At 38.8% G+C, this 20,358-nt stretch carries 21 protein-coding genes; 2 read left to right on the top strand and 19 right to left on the bottom strand.

The features are described 5' to 3' along the window. Positions 1–16: 16 nt before the first annotated feature. From RBQ60_RS03220 to RBQ60_RS03150, 15 genes are all read right to left on the bottom strand, one after another. Positions 17–373, bottom strand: coding sequence for a C-GCAxxG-C-C family (seleno)protein (locus tag RBQ60_RS03220; RefSeq protein ID WP_307885156.1), 357 nt, complete (start codon positions 371–373; stop codon positions 17–19). A gap of 267 nt (positions 374–640) precedes the next feature. Beyond that, positions 641–1,075 carry a SoxR reducing system RseC family protein gene (locus RBQ60_RS03215; RefSeq protein ID WP_307885155.1) on the bottom strand — a complete coding sequence of 145 codons (435 nt, stop codon included), beginning with the start codon at positions 1,073–1,075 and terminating at the stop codon, positions 641–643. A 675-nt stretch (positions 1,076–1,750) separates the two neighbouring features. Further along, positions 1,751–2,917 carry an AI-2E family transporter gene (locus tag RBQ60_RS03210; RefSeq protein WP_307885154.1) on the bottom strand — a complete coding sequence of 389 codons (1,167 nt, stop codon included), beginning with the start codon at positions 2,915–2,917 and terminating at the stop codon, positions 1,751–1,753. 22 nt (positions 2,918–2,939) lie between these two features. Further along, complete coding sequence (locus tag RBQ60_RS03205; RefSeq protein ID WP_307885153.1) at positions 2,940–4,397, bottom strand: aminoacyl-histidine dipeptidase; 1,458 nt, start codon at positions 4,395–4,397, stop codon at positions 2,940–2,942. A 317-nt stretch (positions 4,398–4,714) separates the two neighbouring features. Next, on the bottom strand, positions 4,715–5,410 hold the full coding sequence (rnc, locus tag RBQ60_RS03200) for a ribonuclease III (RefSeq protein WP_307885152.1): 696 nt from the start codon (positions 5,408–5,410) through the stop codon (positions 4,715–4,717). Between the two features lie 2 nt (positions 5,411–5,412). Then, the gene (gene acpP, locus RBQ60_RS03195; RefSeq protein ID WP_307885151.1) at positions 5,413–5,643 is read right to left on the bottom strand and encodes an acyl carrier protein; all 231 of its coding nucleotides are present in this window, start codon (positions 5,641–5,643) and stop codon (positions 5,413–5,415) included. A gap of 242 nt (positions 5,644–5,885) precedes the next feature. After that, complete coding sequence (locus RBQ60_RS03190; RefSeq protein ID WP_307885150.1) at positions 5,886–6,098, bottom strand: hypothetical protein; 213 nt, start codon at positions 6,096–6,098, stop codon at positions 5,886–5,888. A 359-nt stretch (positions 6,099–6,457) separates the two neighbouring features. Then, entirely contained in the window at positions 6,458–6,856 is a 399-nt protein-coding gene (locus RBQ60_RS03185) for a hypothetical protein (protein ID WP_307885149.1), read from the bottom strand. Positions 6,857–6,874: 18 nt separating this feature from the next. Beyond that, positions 6,875–7,420 (bottom strand): hypothetical protein, encoded by a 546-nt coding sequence (locus RBQ60_RS03180; protein WP_307885148.1) that lies wholly within the window; start codon positions 7,418–7,420, stop codon positions 6,875–6,877. 424 nt (positions 7,421–7,844) lie between these two features. Continuing rightward, positions 7,845–8,837 carry a phosphate acyltransferase PlsX gene (gene plsX, locus RBQ60_RS03175; RefSeq protein WP_307885147.1) on the bottom strand — a complete coding sequence of 331 codons (993 nt, stop codon included), beginning with the start codon at positions 8,835–8,837 and terminating at the stop codon, positions 7,845–7,847. Between the two features lie 335 nt (positions 8,838–9,172). After that, positions 9,173–9,352 carry a 50S ribosomal protein L32 gene (rpmF, locus tag RBQ60_RS03170; RefSeq protein WP_066051981.1) on the bottom strand — a complete coding sequence of 60 codons (180 nt, stop codon included), beginning with the start codon at positions 9,350–9,352 and terminating at the stop codon, positions 9,173–9,175. Between the two features lie 2 nt (positions 9,353–9,354). Continuing rightward, positions 9,355–9,861 (bottom strand): YceD family protein, encoded by a 507-nt coding sequence (locus RBQ60_RS03165; protein ID WP_307885146.1) that lies wholly within the window; start codon positions 9,859–9,861, stop codon positions 9,355–9,357. A 47-nt stretch (positions 9,862–9,908) separates the two neighbouring features. Beyond that, the gene (locus RBQ60_RS03160; RefSeq protein ID WP_307885145.1) at positions 9,909–11,105 is read right to left on the bottom strand and encodes an acetate/propionate family kinase; all 1,197 of its coding nucleotides are present in this window, start codon (positions 11,103–11,105) and stop codon (positions 9,909–9,911) included. Between the two features lie 100 nt (positions 11,106–11,205). After that, a complete protein-coding gene (gene pta, locus RBQ60_RS03155) occupies positions 11,206–12,207 on the bottom strand; it encodes a phosphate acetyltransferase (RefSeq protein ID WP_307885144.1) in 1,002 nt (333 codons plus the stop codon). A 206-nt stretch (positions 12,208–12,413) separates the two neighbouring features. Beyond that, positions 12,414–13,448 carry an ATP-binding protein gene (locus tag RBQ60_RS03150; protein WP_307885143.1) on the bottom strand — a complete coding sequence of 345 codons (1,035 nt, stop codon included), beginning with the start codon at positions 13,446–13,448 and terminating at the stop codon, positions 12,414–12,416. A gap of 514 nt (positions 13,449–13,962) precedes the next feature. Between RBQ60_RS03150 and RBQ60_RS03145 the strand changes: the two genes are divergently transcribed. Continuing rightward, positions 13,963–15,189 (top strand): nucleotidyltransferase, encoded by a 1,227-nt coding sequence (locus RBQ60_RS03145; RefSeq protein WP_307885142.1) that lies wholly within the window; start codon positions 13,963–13,965, stop codon positions 15,187–15,189. Between the two features lie 185 nt (positions 15,190–15,374). Continuing rightward, positions 15,375–16,478 (top strand): nucleoside recognition domain-containing protein, encoded by a 1,104-nt coding sequence (locus RBQ60_RS03140; RefSeq protein ID WP_307885141.1) that lies wholly within the window; start codon positions 15,375–15,377, stop codon positions 16,476–16,478. A 3-nt stretch (positions 16,479–16,481) separates the two neighbouring features. On the opposite strand, the gene RBQ60_RS03135 is transcribed toward RBQ60_RS03140, so the two are convergent. From RBQ60_RS03135 to recG, 4 genes are all read right to left on the bottom strand, one after another. Then, the gene (locus tag RBQ60_RS03135) at positions 16,482–16,985 is read right to left on the bottom strand and encodes an ATPase (RefSeq protein ID WP_307885140.1); all 504 of its coding nucleotides are present in this window, start codon (positions 16,983–16,985) and stop codon (positions 16,482–16,484) included. A 10-nt stretch (positions 16,986–16,995) separates the two neighbouring features. After that, a complete protein-coding gene (gene coaD, locus RBQ60_RS03130; RefSeq protein ID WP_307885139.1) occupies positions 16,996–17,475 on the bottom strand; it encodes a pantetheine-phosphate adenylyltransferase in 480 nt (159 codons plus the stop codon). Further along, positions 17,472–18,032, bottom strand: a complete 561-nt coding sequence (rsmD, locus tag RBQ60_RS03125; RefSeq protein ID WP_307885138.1) for a 16S rRNA (guanine(966)-N(2))-methyltransferase RsmD — start codon at positions 18,030–18,032, stop codon at positions 17,472–17,474. The genes coaD and rsmD overlap by 4 nt, the downstream gene beginning before the upstream one ends. A gap of 84 nt (positions 18,033–18,116) precedes the next feature. Next, positions 18,117–20,159, bottom strand: coding sequence for an ATP-dependent DNA helicase RecG (gene recG / locus RBQ60_RS03120; RefSeq protein ID WP_307885137.1), 2,043 nt, complete (start codon positions 20,157–20,159; stop codon positions 18,117–18,119). Positions 20,160–20,358 lie beyond the last annotated feature (199 nt).

The raw sequence follows: 20,358 nt of genomic DNA, 5'->3' as shown, positions 1-20,358 counted from the left end.
TCATGCCGCTTTTATTTTATTCATTAATAATCTCCTCAAGGATAGCAGAGATTTCACCGATTAAATCGTTGCAATTCTCTCTGTTGGCGGAAAGCCTGCAACAGTCAATACAATTCCATCGTTCCTGCACCCGCCAAAACAAAAGCAAACTTTTTTGCTTTGCTTCATCAACTGAAAATAGAATTCCTAAAATCATAACCGCAGCTACCAATGCGCTGCACATTCCGCCAACTCCAAAACCTGCGCTGATTGCATTACAGCTATCCAACAATTCTTGGGAAAGAGGAAAACCGTATTGTTCTGACGCAGCCCGTAAAATAGCCCGGGAGCAATTTTCACCCTCAGCGCAAAGAACCATAGCCCGCTCCTTCATAAAATCAACCCCTTTCTCTCATAGTATGATGAAAAAGGACAATGGTTCAGGGTGGTAGACTATTTTTCAGAAAACACACCTTATCTGGTTTTTAATTGAAGTAGTGAAAGAGAGTATTAAATACTAAAACTTTTTTCCTATGCACGCTCACAACTAAATTATGTAAATGAGCCACGTGGAATATATAAGAGTTGACGCACATTTTTAATGAAACCCATAAAAAAAGCAACCCTTCTCAAGGTCGCTTTCTTTTACATTTTCCTTTTTTTATTCTGTTACTCCATAGCCCTCTGTGGTCAAACGCACTGCCATAGGCATATATCTTCCTGCTTCCCATCTTGCATTCTGGCTTCTAATCCATGCATAACAAGCCAAAATGCCAGCGAATCCCATCAAGAATGATACTAAGCTATCAGGTAATGGTACTAAGGGGCTTACAACAAAATAACCAAAAAATAAGCCTACAAAAAAACCAACTAAGGGAATTCCATAACTAATTAAAACTGCATTCATAAATGCATTTTCCTGCAATTCCAATTCAACCCAATCGCCCACTTCCGCATCACAAAGGTTTTGTGCATCTATATCCATATCTTTTTCCATATATCCAGATAAACAAGCCTTGCAGTGCCCACAAGCTTCCTGACGAATAATATGAACCTTTACCATACTTCCGATTTCTTCTGTAACCAGACCTTTCATCGACATTACCGCCTTTCTATTTTTACCCCAAACGAGTATATTTCCATTCTAATAAACATTATTATACACGATACATACCCAATTTTCAATATATAGTATTTCCCTTTTATCAACTATCTGTTATTACTTAAAAAGTATATTGTGAATATAAAACAATTCCACGAAAAGAATTTACTTTCTTTGCATTATTTCATTTATTATAAAGTTAAAATAATATAAAATATATTTTAATTTTACATTAATCGTAAGAAAAAAAGTATAATTTTTCTGTTTTAAATTGCGTTATAATTTAAAAAACTAAATTCTTGTGCATTTGAAAGGAGAACCGAAATGAAGGGGCTTTGGTTACATTTTTTTAACGCCCACAGGTGCATTGCGAAGTGCAGTCTTCATATCTGGTAATCCTACCAGTGCTTTTACTATGAAAACAAAGGTAGCCACAGCCACCGAGATATGGGACTGATGGCATTAGACAACCCAACAAATTCTACAATTTATAGAATAACGGAAAATACACCTTATGAAAAAACCACTGAAAGTGAGTTAGAAAATCAGATTGTTTGTATTTTCTATTTTGCCAAATATTATGGTTGGTGATGATATGCCACCCATAATATCTTTCTTCACACAAAAAAAGGAAATCCCCAGTGAAAAGTTGAGGATTTCCTAAGTCTATTAAAGCTCCTTCCAACTTCCAATTTTCTCTTGTTTCTTGTTCATTAGCCAAAAGAAAAAGCTTTTTATTAATGCCCCCAAGGGTACGGCTACCAAAAGTCCCCAGAAACCAAACAATCTTCCGAATACTGCCAAAGAAAGCAACACCAAAACTGGATGCATCTCCACTTTTTTTCCAACAACTTTTGGAACAATGTACACACTATCAATTTGTTGTAAAATTAAAATAAGAATAGAGGCATATAATGCACGAACAGGTTCACCACTAAGTAGGCCCGACAGCACCGCCAAAACAAAGGCCATAATCGCCCCAAAATAAGGTATCAAATTAGAAAAACCTGAAATTAATCCTAAGACAACGCCGTAGGGTAACCCTACAATCGTAAAGGCAGCGGAAAACAGCACGCCCATAATCGCCGCATCTGTCAATTGCCCTCCTAAATACCCCATCACCACATTATCCACTTCCCTACATACCCTGCGGATGCGCCTCGTGGCTTTTTCGCCGAAAAAAACGAAAGATGCATCCTTACAAAAATCCAATATTCTCTCTTTTTCCATGAGAAAATAGAAGGCCGCCGTAAGTCCCACAACAATATCCACTAAACTACTACCAACTTTAGGAATATAGCCCGCAATGCCCATGACCTTCTTCTGAATCCATAGGGTTGCACTTTCTGTCCATGCCGATAAAATCCCTTCAACATTTTGTAAAATCCCAAGCTCCGCAAGCTTAAGATTGAGCAAAACCAAAAGATCCCCCACTTTTTGAACAAAAGCAGCCAGCTGTTCTGCCAGCCCTTCTATATCCGCTGTTCCAACGCCCTTGGCAGCCCAGCCTCCCCCAATCACCAAAATAATTATTAGGGTAAAATATGCTGCAGCTGTTCCTACTTTTCTGTTTTTGATTTTACTACGTTGTAATGCTGACAGTCGGGACTCATAACGTCTTTGAAAAAAATTAGTAACAGGCTCTAATAAAACAGAAAAGAAAATCGCTAATAAAAGGGGTGCAAAAACGGCGAGGGTACCTCTCGCCGCCTGTATTATGACATTTTTCGCCTCAGAAAGTTTAAAAAGTAACATCCCCAGTACCACCAAAGTACCTACTGTGAAAATCACATGAAAGGAGATAACCAAATATTTTTTATTCCAAGGCAACCGCATCGTTTCACCTATCCTTTTATTGTTAATGATTCATTTGCTTTAATACTTCTTTTAAAAACTCCCAAACACGAATTGTGGAAGAAATGGACAGTCGCTCGTCGGGTGTATGGACATCATACATTTCTGGCCCGATGGAAACCATATCTAAATTAGGAATTTTCTCCGAGAAAAGCCCACATTCTAACCCCGCATGAATGGCAGAAATGGTTGCCTCTTTCCCATACCTCTCCTGATAGGTCTTTGCAAATAATTCTAGCATAGGAGAGTCAGGATTAAACCGCCAACCGGGGTAGTCATTAACTTCCTCAACCTTAGCACCACAAAGATTTGCCACAGACTTGATCTTTTGACAAATGAATTCCTTTCTGCTTTCCACAGAACTTCTAACGGCATTGTCAAAACAGATATATTCTGGGGTGGTTTTTAAAACACCAATGTTACTGGAGCTTTCAACTAGACCATCCATTTCCAAACTCATAGTCTGGACGCCATAGGGCAAAAGCATTAAAATATGAATTACTTTATTTTTTGTATCCTCCGTCAAAACTTTGAAAACTTCCTCTTTCAAAGCCTCCATTGTTATAGTTATAGACGACTCACAGGAATTATATTCCTCTTGAAAACTTTTTTCTGCTTTCCATAAAATCTCTCTTGCCTTTTCCTCATCTTCCTTAGGAATTAGAACAACTGCCTCCGCTTCACGGCAAATTGCATTGTCCATATTTCCGCCATCCACACTAGCCAAGGAAAAGTCTATTTTTTCTTTCAACTGATATAAAACCCTGCCGAGCAAACAGTTTGCATTGGCCCTTTGCAGATGAATATCCGCCCCTGAATGGCCACCCTTTAATCCACGAATGGAAATTTGAAATGCTTTTCTACTGACTGGACTATCACAGCGTTCAGCTGGTAAGTATACATTGGCTCGACGGCCCCCAGCACAACCAGAAAGCAGAACTCCCTCTTCCTCTGTATCCATATTTAAGAAACGCTTGCCTTCAACATCGAAAGGCTCGAAAGTTCTGGCACCACCCATGCCGATTTCTTCCTCAACGGTAAAAATTGTCTCCACTGGCGGATGCGCCAATGTATTGTCATCCAATAATGCCAGCATATACGCAACAGCAATGCCATTGTCCGCACCTAAAGTTGTTCCATTTGCGTGAATAAAATCATCCTGTACATATATTTCTATGGGGTCCGTTAAAAAATCCAACTCATTCCCTGCATTTTTCTCACAGACCATATCGATATGCCCTTGAATAATGACGGGCGCCACATCTTCATATCCCTTCGAACCGGGCTTTTTAATCAAAACATTATAATGCTCATCTTGACGACAATATAGCCCTCTCTCTTTGGCAAAAGCAACGATATAATCGCTTAAAGCCTTTTCGTTTTCACTACCATGGGGGATTTTGCAAATTTCTTCAAAGTAATAAAATACCTTGTCCCCGCCTAATCCATCTAACTTACCCATTTTTTTATTCCTCCCTTTCGGCACTGTCTATCCATAGTATGCCCACCTGCTTAGGATGTCAATGCCATTACATCCATATTATGTGTAAAAAAAGACAAACCAATGCTTTTATAGGGCCCCTGTGGAAAAACTATGCTTTCAGTGCCTCTCCAAATCAGTTTCTTTATTCGATACATTCTAAAAAGTTTTATGAATGTAGTAAGTTCTTTAGAACAAAGGTAACCTCTATTCCACAAAACAACTCATAATATATAAAAAAACTCCGATAGAAACACCATCGGAGTATTTTATACAGCGCCCTCGAGCATATGCCGATATTAACCGTTCATATGCTCCAATGCGTTATTTGCAGCATTTTGCTCTGCTTCTTTCTTACTTCGGCCACTGCCCTTACCTAAAAGACGCCCATCATGGGTGACTTCAGCTACAAAAAGCTTATTGTGGTCAGGCCCCTGCTCGTCCACAATTTTATATTGCAAAGGTATCTTGCTTATTTTTTGGATGACCTCTTGTAAATGCGTTTTACCATCCAAACTTCTAAAATTGCTTTTTGTATGCTCTATCTGCTCTTCCATAAAACGCATCACATAGTGATTCGCCACCTCGATTCCACCATCAATACAAACTGCACCGATAATGGCCTCAAAAGCATCGGCTAAAATAGAGTCTCGATTTCTTCCCCCTGTACTCTCCTCGCCCTTCCCTAGCAAAATACAACGCCCCAAACCCAGCTTGCGGGATAGGAATGCCAAGGATGTCTCACAGACCACGGCCGCCCGTAGTTTTGTTAATTCACCTTCAGGCATTTCAGGAAAAAAACGATACATATATTCACTTACCACCATATCCAAAACAGCATCGCCTAAGAATTCTAAGCGTTCATTATTTTCGTGGCTGCCCTTTTTCATTTCATTGGCATAAGAGCTATGGGTCAATGCTAAAACCAACAGACTTTTATCCGAAAAAGAGTACTCTATCTTTCGCTCGAACTCTTCCAGATTTAAATGATTCATACTTAGTTCTCCAATACATTTTTAATATAAGTGATGGCATCACCAATTGTTTTGATTTTTTCTGCATCATCGTTTTCAAATTCCATGTCGAAAGTTTCTTCTAACGCAGAAATAATCTGAAATAAATCCAAGGAATCTGCACCCAAATCTGCAAAAACTGTTTCTGGGGATAACGTTTCCACACCCACATTCAACTGTTCTGCAATCACATTCATTACTACTGATTCATCCATTTTTATAACCTCCTGATAACTTCATTTTCTTTCAATACTATAACCCATTTATCCCCTTTTGTCAGTAGAAAATGATAAAAATTTATAAAACTTTAAGGTGGTTTTTTCGGCAAAAAAATATCCACCATCTAGGCAGATATTTTTTCACATTGCTAAATCTTAAACTTCAGAAACATCATTCTAAATATTCTATCTTAATATTATCACTGTCTAAAATCTTAATTTGTCTGAATTAGAGGTTTTCATTTATGATCATCTTTGTGTTCCATATAAATCTTCACCAAATAATTTGCAAACTTTTTAACCAAAGGAAATATAACCATAAATAAGATTAAATACTTATAAAAAGGGTTTGTATCCAAAAAAGACATTAAGTCCAAAAGTATCATATCATTTACCATATATCCTCCATCAAAGGTTTCTTTTAACGCAGAAATAATCTGAAATAAATCCAAGGAATTTGCACCTAAGTCTGCCAAAACTGTTTGAAGATAAGGTCTTTATCCACATTCAACTGTTCTACGATATCTAGTGGTAAAACTTCATTTTCCTCCAATTTTTCGGCAAAAAAACACCCATCCGAAGGATGGGCGTTTTGCTTAGCACATGTTGCCATTACTTTGGCATGTTCTTCCAACTTTCTTTCACATATTCAATTAGCTATCCCAGCCCTTGAATAGACCGTTCACCAAAGGGTATCCAAAAAAGCCAAAAAAGAATTATCGTCCCTAAAATGCGAAATAGAAATGGGTGGTTCTGTATCAATTGATCAAGGAATAACATCAACATTACCCCTCCATAAGTCTTCAATTAGTTACACTTTCTTTTCTTGCTGATACCTTTCCACCAGCTCATCTACTCCTTCTATTAAGAAAGCCGAATTAGAAATCTTTTTAAATGTCATTTCCTCTTCTTCAAATATAAAATGAAATTCTCTATTTTTCAATGTTATTTGCTGACCTTGGAAGCTGTTACCCGATAAATAATAAACATTCTCTGATTTTTTTTCGTACTTGCCCTTCATATAGACATCACTTATCTGGTTCATGATATAAAAATCATCACAATCTTCTAAAATGCTTACTGTATATCCTTCATAAGCATATGTACCATAAAAGGAACCTGCTAACACAGGTGTATCTATTATTTTTTTGATCAGAAATATACAAATAACAATAACTAAAATAATTACTATTCGTCGTTTATTACTCATAACAACCTCCATTTTTTCTTAGCGTACTTCAATCAAATAGAATGATTCGCTCATTGGTACTACTTCAGAATTTACACCAACGTATCTCCAAGGCAAGTCTGTTCCCGCTAATCGTTCATAACACTTATAAGCTGTAATTTTAACATTCCTTCTTACTCCAAGTTTATAAAACTTCCCATCGCCAGGTACATCAATGCCTTTTCCGCCTACTCCCGAAGCTGCCGTTCCAATATCCAGAGTAACACCAACAGCTTCTCCTCCTATAGTCACAGATAAATTGGTACTCTCTCCACCATCTTGCCAGATAAGCATTCCTGTACCACCTTCAAAACTAGTCCCTTCTGGCAACTGTCCTCCCGCAGCCCCCAAATCAAATGTTTTTCTAATCGGTTTTCCTATTCTTACTTTTTTACTCTCCATTTCATGGGCACTTGGCCGGACTGTATCAATCTCCGTCTCCTGTTGTGATGGTTTTGTAGACACACCCTCCTTTGCATATGCTGGAAGACTAATACTTGATACACAAATAGCACAAAGCAAAAGTTTTATAATATTTTTCTTCATAAAAGTTCCTCCTTGTCATCTAATTCCTTTTTATAAATCATCTCAGAAGAACTGTACAAATCTTACAGAAGGCCTCCATTGAACTTGTCAATTCCTGCCCCAATCATAATATATATATATATATTGTCAATGAAATATCAATTTTATCATCTAAAAAGATATTGACAAAAAACTACATTTGTAGTTCATTTTAGTTTTTTTTTTAATTCTACCTGCTGTTGTCCTTCATAGAGCCATTATAGCCATGAAAACAAACAAAAAAAGCCACAAAGAGATTGTGACTTTTCTAACATCATAAATTTACTTTCTTATCTTAAGGGTTATCCATAAAATCACTTTTTTATCTGTAACTTAACACCTTTTACTCCATTGAAACTTATGGCAAATAGAATTAACTTATTCTCCACCATAAACCCCCCCAAAATTACAACTTATCCTTAATTTTCTCAACAATATCCGCCTCAGTAAACAAAACACACTGGCGAATAGCATTCTTTATGGCTCTTGCATTGGAACTGCCATGGGCCTTTACCACAAGGGATTTTAAACCGATAAAAGGTGCCCCGCCAATCTCATCGGAATCAAAACGTTTTTTAATATTTCTAAAGGGTGTTTTCAGCATGGCAGCGGCAACCTTGTACGCTCCCGTAGTAATTTCTTCCCTAATAATCTCAAATAAAGTTTTGCTCAAGCCTTCCAAAAGCTTCAAAATAGTATTGCCAACAAAACCGTCACAAACGATAACGTCTGCTTCACCATAAGGAATATTTCTTGGCTCAATATTCCCTGTAAAATGGATGCCTTCGCTGGCTTCTAGCAATTCGTATGCTTCTTTTGTCAAGGCATTGCCTTTCTCTTTTTCCGCACCAATATTTACAAGGGCAACCTGAGGCTTTTCCTTGCCAAAAATATTTTCAACATAAACAGAACCCATTTTTGCAAACTGTTCCAAATATTTGGCCTTACAATCTACATTGGCACCACTATCCAAAAGGAAGGTAAAACCTGTTTTTGTTGGGAGACAAGTACCCAGGGCAGGTCGCTCCACCCCTTCAATACGTCCAACAATTACTAACGCACCCGTAAGCAATGCACCCGTACTTCCCGCAGAAACAAAAGCATCGGCTTCACCGTTTTTTACAAGGTTTAACCCAACCACCAAAGAAGAATCTTTTTTTCTTCGAATTGCGGTGGTGGGAACTTCCTCTGTACCAATGACTTCCTCGGCATGGATTACCTGAATACGTTCTTTCGGAAATTCATATTTCTCCAACTCAGCATTTACCGCATCCTGACGGCCAACAAGCTTAATTTCAACATTCAACTCTTTCACTGCATCCACAGCACCCTTAACAATCTCGATGGGTGCTAAGTCTCCGCCCATAGCATCCAATGCTACAATTACTTTTTTATCCATGAAATCACCTGATTCCTTTCTTATTTCTCGTACTCAGTATAATAAAAATCGATAATGGTATTTGGTCAAAGACGATGCGTACTTTATCCACAATACTACTTATAACAGACAGTGTTTTCAGTGAGAGCGTTAGCCTCACTTTGAAAGGCAGGTACTACCCCAAGTCCGTTAAATTATTTTTATTTTACTCATAACGAGGAATGTTTGCAAGACTTCTTTTTTCTCTGTTTCATCAATCTTCTAATTCAATGCATTCATTTTAATAAGCAAGCCATTCAAAAGCAATGCATATGAAGAAAAGACAGCACATATATGCTGTCTTTTCGGATTTGACATTAGTCAACTTTGATGATTGTTTTCTTGTTATATGCACCACAAGCCTTGCAAACCTGATGAGGAGTCATCAGTTCACCGCACTTGCTGCATTTTACCAAGCTAGGAGTTGCAATTTTCCAACTCTGTGCTTTTCTCTTATCTCTTTTAGATTTCGACACTCGTCCCTTGGGTACAGCCATTTCTACACCTCCTCGTCAACATTGAAAAGAGCCCTTAAACTTTCAAACCTCGGATCTATATAGGTTGTATCACACTCGCACTCGCCCTCATTTAAATCCTTACCACAGATAGAGCAAAGGCCCAAACAATCCTCTTGGCAAAGAATCTTCATTGGTAAAGCGGTAATGATACCCCTTTTGACAAAGTCCGTAAGATCAATTTGATCTCCCGAAAAAGTTTCTGTCTCTTCGTTTCCTCTGCCTGTATGAGCAAAACGTTCCTTGATCTCGAAGCAAAGCTCTTTTCTGACAGGTGCAAGACAACGGTCACACCTAAGGTTGACCTCTGTATTGCCCTTTGCTTCAAAAACGAAAATTTCATTTTCATTTTTAAGAGTTCCCTCTAACTTTACAGGCTGCAAAAATTCCACAACATCGGGATAATCCGACGTATCATTGATTTGCTCTGTTAGCATAACTGGCATAGATATCCCATTTTTGCCAAACAATTGAGCCATTCCAAGTAACATTCAAATCACCCCATAGTCGTACCTAAAATATTATACTGAAAGGGTTCTTATTTGTCAAGAAGTTCCTTAGTATCTCTTGCAATTACCAATTCTTCGTTTGTAGGGATAACCAATACTCTAACTCTGGAGTCAGAAGCAGAGATTTCCATTGCTTTTCCTCTTAAAGAATTATTGTAAGAATCAATGTGAACACCCAAGTAACCCAAGTAATCACAAATCAGTCTTCTTGTAGAACCAGAGTTTTCACCCAAACCAGCTGTAAATACGATACAGTCAACGCCGTTCATGGCTGCTGCGTATGCACCAATTCTTTTTGCTACTTTGTATGCAAATACGTCTAAAGCAGCTTCTGCTCTTGCGTTGCCGTGTTCGCTTGCATCTTCGATATCACGGAAGTCACTGGATACACCAGAGATACCCAAAACGCCGGATTTCTTATTCAAAATGTTGTCCATTTCCTGAGGTGTCAATTTTTCTTTTTCCATCAAGAATGTGATAACAGCAGCGTCAACGTCACCAGCTCTTGTACCCATTACAAGGCCTTCCAAAGGCGTGAAGCCCATTGTTGTATCAATAGATTTGCCGTTTCTTACTGCACAGATGGAACCACCGTTGCCTAAGTGGCAAGTGATTGTTTTTGTCTGTTCGTAAGGTCTTTCCAGCATTCTTGCTGCCTCTTCAGATACATATCTGTGGCTTGTACCGTGGAAACCGTATCTTCTGATTTTATATTTTTCATAGTATTCATAAGGAATCGCATACAAGTATGCTCTTTCTGGCATTGTCTGGTGGAAAGCTGTATCAAATACACCAACCTGTGCTACACCGGGCATAAGTTTTTCACAAGCTGCAATACCGATTAAGTTTGCAGGGTTATGCAAAGGTGCCAATTCGCTACACTTTTCCAAAGCGTCTTTTACAGCATCGTCGATAATTACGGAACCAGCGAAGTATTCGCCACCATGTACCACACGGTGACCAACTGCATTAATTTCCTTCATGCTCTTAACAACGCCGTACTCAGGGTTGGTCAAAGCTTCCATAACTTTTTTAACAGCTACGTCGTGATCTTCCAAATAATCTTCAAAAATAACATCGTCTTGGCAAGCAGGCTGATGTTTTAATTTGGAACCTTCGATACCAATTCTTTCGCAAAGGCCTTTTGCCAATACTGCTTCATTTTCCATGTCGAAAAGCTGGTATTTCAAAGAGGAACTACCGCAGTTCAATACAAGAATTTTCATTGTTTTCTCTCCTTTGTAATGTACCTTTTTCTAAGCTAGTTTATATCTTACTATATTATACCGCCTCCAAAATTGAAGGCGGATAGAAACATAGGGGAAATTACTTGCCCATTACGTGAGCCTGAACAGCTGTCATAGCGACTACTGCTACAATATCGTTTGCGGAGCAACCTCTGGACAAATCATTTACAGGTTTTGCAATACCCTGCAGTACAGGACCAAAAGCTTCTGCTCTACCAAATCTCTGAACCAATTTGTAGCCGATGTTACCAGCATCGATGTCAGGGAATACCAAGCAGTTTGCCTTACCAGCAACAGGGCTTTCAGGTGCTTTTAATTCGCCAACTTCTTTTACGATTGCAGCATCCAACTGGATTTCTCCATCCAATTTGATTTCAGGGTATTTTTCCTTGGCAATTTTAACAGCTTCAACTACTTTTGTAACATCCGCATGTTTTGCGGAACCCATTGTAGAGTGGCTGAGCATAGCAACTCTTGCTTCTTTGCCAACAAATGCAGCATAAGACTTGGCAGAATCACCAGCGATACAAGCCAACTCAGCAGGTGTAGGGTTCTGGTTCAATGCACAGTCAGCAAACAACAAGATACCGTCATCGCCGTATTCAGGTGTCTGTGTAACCATAACGAAGAAAGAAGATACCAATTCTGTTCCGGGTGCTGTTTTCAAAATCTGCAATGCAGGGCGCAGTGTGTCTGCTGTGGAGTGGATTGCACCGGCAACCATACCATCAGCCACGCCCATTTTAACCAACATAACGCCAGCAAACATGGAGTCATCCAAAAGAAGCTTTCTTGCTTCTTCTAAAGTCATGCCTTTGCTTTTTCTTGCTTCTGCAAGGCTAGCAACCATTTCGTCCATTCTATCGTAATTTTCAGGATCAACAAAAATTGCTTTAGAAACATCAAAGCTACCAGCTGCCTCCATGATTTTATCTTTATTACCGATTAATACGATTTCAGCTAATTCATCTTTTAAGCATTCTGCTGCTGCTTCCAAGTTTCTCTTTTCATAAGATTCTGGTAAAACAATTACTTTCTTATTGGCTTTCGCCTTTTCTTTCATTAATGCCAAAAAATCCACAGTTAAAAACCTCCTAATTGATTGTAGAATTTTCTTTTATTTTCTTTTGTTACCCACATCTCTATTATTATAAACAAAATGTCCCACTGGTACAAGGGAAAAGACATAAAAAAATGGCTGAAATTTACTCTTTTTTTCAGCCATCTGCCCACTTTTTGCTATAAAATTATAATTTAAATCCATAATTATGAAAAGTATAATTCCTTTTATGCAATTACTGGGAATTCCATGAAAAATGTAGTCCCCATGTACTCCCGACTCTCAATTCTAATGGTTCCCCCTAGGGAAGAAACCGCCGCATTTACAACGTCAAGTCCTACCCCTCTACCGGAAAACATGGTAGCACTGCTTTTTGTTGTAAAACCCGAACGTAGTAAAAAAGCAAATATTTCGTTATCTTCATAATCTTCTTCCGACTTTTTCAAAAGTCCCTTTTCTCTGGCCATGTGCAAAATACTATGTTTATCCAGCCCTCGGCCATCATCTCGAAATATTACAAATACCCGTTGTCCGGCTTTTTGTATTTCCACGGAAATCTCACCCACAGGAGTTTTACCCATCTGCTCTCGAATTACCGTGTTCTCTAATCCATGGTCCATACTATTTTTCATCATTTGCAGTACAGCCATGGAGATTTTTTCATAAATGTCTCTGGGAACTTCGATATCTGCTCCAGACATTTTAACCATAAATTCTTTTGATAATTCTCTTCCCATAATGTTGGCAAGCCGCTCCATTTGGGGAATCAAAGCACTAAAATTGGTATAGGGTATTTTTTGCTTTCCCTTACGGGTATAAGAAATTTGATAGCTTGGGCCTTCTGGTTCATTTTCGTTATCCACGTGTGCTAAGAAATTTTTAATTCTTCGCACTACTGCCCATCCAAAATCCGTAACCTCGTCGTCGGTTTCCATACGACGCAGTTCCCTTTTTAAAAATCCTGAAACCATACGTAATAGCTGCAAAATAGATTTTAAATCTTTGGGGTCAGGGTTTTCTTCCTCACGCAAATAAGAGAATAAATCCTCCGCACTATGGGCTGTTTCAGAAATAGATGGGTATCCCATCATAGATGCAGAACCTTTAATACTATGCATCGTACGAAACAAACTATCTACTTCTTCCCTAGATACAGAGAAAACTTCTTCCCTGGTCTTTTCCTCTATGAAGTTGTCGATTTTATCAATATTTTTCCAAGTTTCTTCCAAAAAAATATCCTGCAAGAAATCTGGTTTATCCACAAACTTCTCCACGCTATCCGCCTCAAATCATAAATTATTAATAAAAGTATATCCTTTTTTCGAAGTTTTTTCCAGATAAAATTTTAACATTTTTTTAATTTTTTCTATCGATTTTTTTGTTTCATCAAATATATAGCCTTTCAACAACACTTTTGTGGAATCCACGGTGTTTCCTCATATTTTTTGTAGGCAAATCATACCTTCCCTGGACACTTCTATAATTATGCAATTTTAATACTTTTTTGCAAGAAAGTTATTTTCATTCTTATACTCTGGTTCCCAACTTTTGTGGTATAATATGTTATATTTAGGGGAAGAATCTGGCACATTAGCTATTTGGGTAGACATGCCACCCCCTGCTTCAAAAAATTAGGATTCGTTAATCAGAGGAGTTTTGTTATACATCCTTCATAGGAATCTGTGCACAAGTATATTACAGTAATGCGCAAACTTTGCTTATCTTTTTTACAATACACTATTTTATGAGGCATAGTTGCGAAAAGGAGATGAAAAAATGAAAACAGTGGGTATTATAACAGAATATAATCCTTTTCATCTTGGGCATCAATATATGATAGAAGAAGCAAAGAAGAAAAGTAACGCTGACCGAGTGGTCGTTGTCATGAGCGGTGGTTTCGTGCAACGAGGAGAACCAGCTTTTTTTGATAAATGGACCAGAGCAAAAGCCGCCTTACTGAATGGAGTAGATATGGTTTTGGAATTGCCCGTTCTTTTTGCCACAGCAAACGCAGAAACTTTTGCTTCCGCAGCCGTTCGCATTCTGGAAGATTCAGGAATCGTTGATGTGCTTTGCTTTGGTTCGGAAAGTGGAAATTTAACAACGTTGCAAGAAGCGGCAAAGCTTATGACCGATGAAACGGAAGAATTTCGATCTCTTTTAAAAAGCAATTTAGACATGGGAATGTCTTACCCAACTGCCCGCTCCAAGGCTTTAGAAACAATTTCAAACATCAACAGTGAAATATTAAGCCAACCAAATCACATTCTGGCGTTAGAATACCTAAAAGCGTTAGAACGGTATAAGTGTAGCATGATACCAATGACCATAAGGCGAGAAGGATGTGGCTATCATAGCACCTCCCTAGATAATAAGTTTGCATCTGCTTCCGCCATTCGCAAAGGAATTTTAGAAGATCAGGTTGCTGAAGCATTTGGGCAAGTCCCTGAAAATTGCTATGAGTTATATGGCAAAACCCTTTCTTTAGGTACTGCTCCTGTACTTTGGAAAAATTACGCAGGCGCATTAAATTATAAATTAAGAACCATGTCTCCCGAGAAACTTAGTCAAATTTTTGAAGTCACAGAGGGCTTAGAAAATAGAATTCTACGTTCTATAGACGAATGCTATGAAGTAGAAGATATCATAGATTTTATAAAATCTAAACGGTATACCCGAACAAAAATTCAACGTATTCTTCTTCATATTTTATTGGATATTAAAGGGGCGGAAGTGTCTTACTTCATGAAAAAAATTCATTATCCTTATATTCGTGTCCTTGGTTTTCGTAAGGAAAAAGCAGATATTTTAGGTGACCTAACCATGCATTCCAAATGCCCCGTTTTATCAAATTTAAAAAAGGCAACAGAAATTTTAGACGATGATGGGTTACACCTGCTGGCCTTGGAAAAAAACGCCACTGACCTTCATGCTATGACAGTACCAAACCCCATTTACCGAGGTACAAACCAAGATTTTACAATGCCAATGGCTATCATCTAAAGAGCGAAAGAAATCCTTGTTATTACCAGAGGTTATATAGGGGCTTTGTAAAGATTCCCAGAACAAAATAAAAAGAGAATCTAGCGTAACGTGGGTTCAAATAAAGCACAGTAGACTCGACTTTCATAGAACAACCAAATCAGGCATAAATTATAACAATACATAAATGGAAGAAGCTTTTCGACATGAGAAAAAACTCCCTTGTTATAATTTGTGCTTGTTTTCTCGTTTTTGCCCTTTTACGCTACCCCCAAGCAATGCTTGAAGCTGGTGGAAAAAGCGTTACTTTGTGGTTTAACCAAGTTTTGCCCTCTCTATTCCCCTTTATGGTTGCCTGCGGCATATTATTGCGTATGGGTGCCGCAGAAATAGTGGGGGAGTGGTTACGGCCATTGATGAAACCCCTTTTCGGACTACCTGGGGTTGCTGCGTTTCCTTTTTTTCTTGGCATTTTCTCAGGCTATCCCATGGGGGCAAAAATCACCGCATCTTTGTTTGAGGAAGAAAAAATTTCCCTTCCCCAGGCAGAGCATATTCTATCCTTTTGCAATAATCCAGGCCCCTTGTTTTTGGTAGGAACAGTAGGAGCCGCCTTTTTTCATGCACCTTTTTGGGGATACCTATTTCTACTATGTTCATTTCTAGGCGCCGTGGCAACAGGGTTTTTGTTCCGCTGGTTTTACCAACAAAAAACCCCTACAGACTTCTTTGTTTATCGAAGGACTACACCGCCCTCCATCACAGAGTGCCTGCCTCGAACCATTGCTGATTCCATCGACACCATCACACAAATCGGAGGCTATATCATTATCTTTGGTGTTGCCGTTGAAGCTTTTGAACAAACGGGTATTTTTGATTTCTTAGGACGAGTTTTCACCTTTTTGCCCTTTTCCAAAGAGTCTCTCCGAGGTGTCTGTGGAGGTGTTTTAGAAATGACCAACGGAACCTATTTGTTAAGCACCGCCCCTGATGACCTTTTTTTAAGACTTACTGCTTCTTGCATATTGGTGGCTTTTGGCGGCCTATCCATACTATGCCAAACCTTTGGTATTTTACGAAATGTGCCCATTAAAAAAAGCCGCTATGTTGCGGCTAAAATTTGCAATGGTCTATTCAGTGGTATCTTTTTCATTTTGTTGGCTCCATTGCTGGAAAAATACGCACAAAAAACAGTCCCTACCCTTGCTCTCATGGCAGAAACTGCATTTTCTTTTCCTGTTTTATACGTGAAATGTAGTCTTTTGTTTTTTGTTTTTGCCCTATGTTTTGCTTTTTTCAAAAGAAAATAAAGATTATTTGCCTAAGCGCAACTCCTGAATATTTTCAGCCAAAACATTTAGCGTTTGGGCAAAATAATCATCGGTTTTAATACTTTCGCTATATACAACGGTCTTTAACTCTTTCAACTTACCTTCCGCATCGGCCAATACACCCTCTGCATACTCCATTGCACCCAGACGCATTTCCTTTGAAGTTTTCTTTGCGGAATCAATGATTGCAGCAGCCTGTTCATATGCTTTTTTTGTCACTTCGTTATCATCAATTAAACGAACCATACGGTCTTCCGCATTTTTCAATAATTCATCCGCTTCCCTTTGTGCATCAATCAAAATTTTGTTTCTTTCTTCAATTACCCATTTTGACTGTTTCAATTCATTGGGAAGCTTCATACGAATTTCGCTGATAATATCATAAATTTCCTCTTTATCGACGGATACCTTATTACTAAAAGGTACAGCCCTGCTACTATCTAATATTTCTTCTAATTCGTCTAATAACTGCAAAACAGAATCCATAAGCTCTCCCTCACTTCTTATATTTTTCTATAATAAAAGGTTTGATTTCCTGAGGAACCATAAAATCAATATTTCCACCAAAAACCGCAACTTCTTTTACATTTGTAGAACTTAAGCTAAGATGCTCTTCATCCGCCGCCAAGAAAACCGTCTCCATATCCTTGCCCAGCTTACGATTGATGAGATACATCTGATACTCTACTGCAAAGTCCATGGTATTGCGAAGGCCCCTTATGGCAACTGTTGCACCTATTTCCTTTGAAAAATCAGCCAAAAGCCCTCTAAATGACGCAACTTCAACATTTTTCATGTTGCAAAGAACAAGCTCTAAGTGCTCTTTTCTTTCTTCCACAGTGAATAAGGAACACTTGTTAGGATTTTCTAAAACTGCAACAACTAAAGTATCAAACATCCTTGCAGCTCGTTCAATAATATCTAAATGCCCTAGTGTTATGGGATCAAAACTACCCGCATAAATTGCTTTTTTCATATATGTTCTTCCTCCAGGCACAGAAACGTCATCACCGTGGTTCTGTACTCTTTCTCACGCAAAACCCGAAGCCCGGGGATAGACGCCAGTGGGATTTGCGCCGAGCGTTCAACAATAATATATCCATCTTTATCTAACAACCCACCCTGAACAATCTGTAACAAAGCAGGTTCCGTTACCTCTGCTTCATATGGCGGGTCTAAAAAAATAATATCAAACACAGCTTTTTCATTGGAAAGCTGCGCCAAAGCTTTTGGTACTTCTAAACCAATTACCCTCGCCTGCTTGTCCAACTTGGTATGCATAAGATTTTCTTGAATCACCTGCTGACACTGGGGATTGTGTTCCACAAAAACTGCTTGTTTTGCTCCACGGCTTAATGCCTCAATACCAATTGCACCGCTTCCTGAAAATAAATCTAAAAAGTGACATTCAGGTAAATCAAATGCAATAATGTTGAATAAAGTTTCCTTTATTCTATCTGTTGTAGGCCTTGTGGATAACCCTTCAATTGTTTGTAGCTTTCGCCCCTTTGCCGCACCTGCGATCACTCTCATATCCGCATCACCTACTGCTTTCTAATTTGTTACATACACCATTACTATATCAAAAAATTGTATAAAATACAATATAAAACTCTTTCATATCTCTAAAGATTTGCCATCCAAAAACTGGGCGAACCTATTTTTAATTCCCTGATGAAGCTCAAGATTTAAAAAAGGATCCTGCTTTAACAACTTATCGGCTGCTTTTTGTGCCTCAATTAAAATAGGCATATCTTGATAAATGTTTGCGATCTTTAGCTCTGGCAACCCATGTTGACGGGTTCCAAAAAACTCTCCAGGCCCCCGCAGCTTTAAATCCATTTCTGAAATTACAAACCCATCTTCGGAATCTACCAAGGCTTTTAATCGTTGTTTTGCAATTTTTGTCTTTGCATCGCTTACCAATACACAGTAGGACTTTTCACTGCCTCGCCCCACACGTCCCCTTAACTGATGGAGCTGGGCTAAACCAAATCGCTCTGCATTTTCAATGAGCATAATCACTGCATTGGGCACATTAATCCCAACCTCAATGACTGTGGTAGACACAAGGACATGAATTTCTCCTTTTGCAAAGGCATCCATTATTTCTTGTTTTTCCTTGGCCTTCATTTTCCCATGGACACATTGCACATTGCAGTGCGTTAATTTTTGTTGCAATTCTTCCGTATAATTCAATACCGATTGCACCTCTAATTTTTCATTTTCCTCTATCATAGGGCAAATGACATAGGCCTGTCTGCCATCTTGAACGTGCTTTTCAATGAAGTTGTATATTCTTTCATGGTAATCGCTGCTTACCGCCATTGTATCTATTTTTTGCCTACCAGGAGGTAGTTCATCAATGATAGAAACATCCAGATCCCCATATAAAATTAACGCCAAGGTACGAGGAATTGGTGTGGCCGTCATAACTAGGGTATGGGGGTCCTCCCCCTTCTGATTTAACGCCCCCCTTTGCCGCACACCAAACCTGTGCTGCTCATCGGTAATGGCAAGGCCTAGCTTATGATACTCCACACCCTTTTGAATGACTGCATGGGTACCAATTATCATTTTCCCTTCACCTGAAGCCACCTTTGCCAAGGCAGTCCTTTTCTCTTTTGCAGATTGTCCCCCTGTTAACAGCACAGTTTCCATGCCTAAGGAGTCAAATAGGGCTGAAAAAGAGTGGTAGTGTTGTTGGGCAAGAACCTCAGTGGGTGCCATCAAAACAGATTGGTATCCGTTTTGTATCACCCAATAAGAAGCTGCCATGGCAACAGCTGTTTTACCACTACCAACATCCCCTTGTATCAGTCGGTTCATTTTCTTACCAGTGGACATATCCCTCTCCATTTCCTTTAACACCTTTTTTTGGGCATTGGTTAACTGGAAAGGCAACTTGTTTTCAAACTCAATAAGGGCTTTTTTCTTTTTCATCACAAAGCCTTTATTCCCATGTTCCAAGTAAGACTTCAAAGAAAATAAAGCACCCTGAAGAACAAAGAATTCCTCAAAAACCAATCTTCGCCTTGCGTCATAAAAGCTTTGCTCCGTCTTGGGAAAATGAATTTGTTCTATAGAAAAATTTCGTTCAGCCAATTGGTTTTCTTGTCGGATCCACAAGGGCATGTCCTCAGCCAAACCACCGCCTACCTGCTCCAATGCATCCTCCATTAGCCCTCTTAGCATTTTCTGAGAAATCCCGTCAACACTAGGATAAACGGGGATGATTCTTCCCCCGGCAAAATGTTCACCAATTCTCTCCCACTCTGAAACAGAAAATTCCTTACGACCATATTTGTTTTGCAGTTTACCTGTAAACAAGTACCACTCTCCTATTTTTAAGGCGGTCTTCATATAAGGCTGATTATACCATAAAACCCCCATTTCCCCTGTTTCATCTTGCACCCGAAGCCTTGTGAAGGTGAATCTGCCATGTCTCATTGTTTCACCATTACCTTTACAGCGGGCAATAAAGCTACTTTCCCCATCCATCTCCAACTCCGAAATTTTCGTTAGCTTGCTACGGTCTTTGTATTCCCGTGGATAGTGGGTCAAAAGGTCCTCCAAAGTGAAAATCCCCAGCTTATTTAATTTCTTCTCTCGTTGTTCTCCCACGCCTTTCAGCCTGGAAACAGGATCTTTCCACTCCATCTTTTCACCTCATTTACCAAAAAATCAACTGCCTGGTTGTTTTATTTCTCTTGATTATACATCCTCTACATTATAGTGTTTTTATTCGAGTATTTGAAGTCTTTTCTGACAGCATTTATCGCAAGTTTCACCATACTTGAACGAGGGCTAATAAAAAAAGACCGTACAGCAAAGATTCTCGCTATACGGCCACTGACAT

Origin of the sequence: Anaerotignum sp. MB30-C6, from assembly GCF_030908465.1 — a bacterium.
Taxonomy (GTDB): Bacteria; Bacillota; Clostridia; order Lachnospirales; family Anaerotignaceae; genus Chakrabartyella.
Note: the sequence above shows the minus strand (reverse complement) of the source record. Positions and strands in the feature narration are given on the sequence as shown.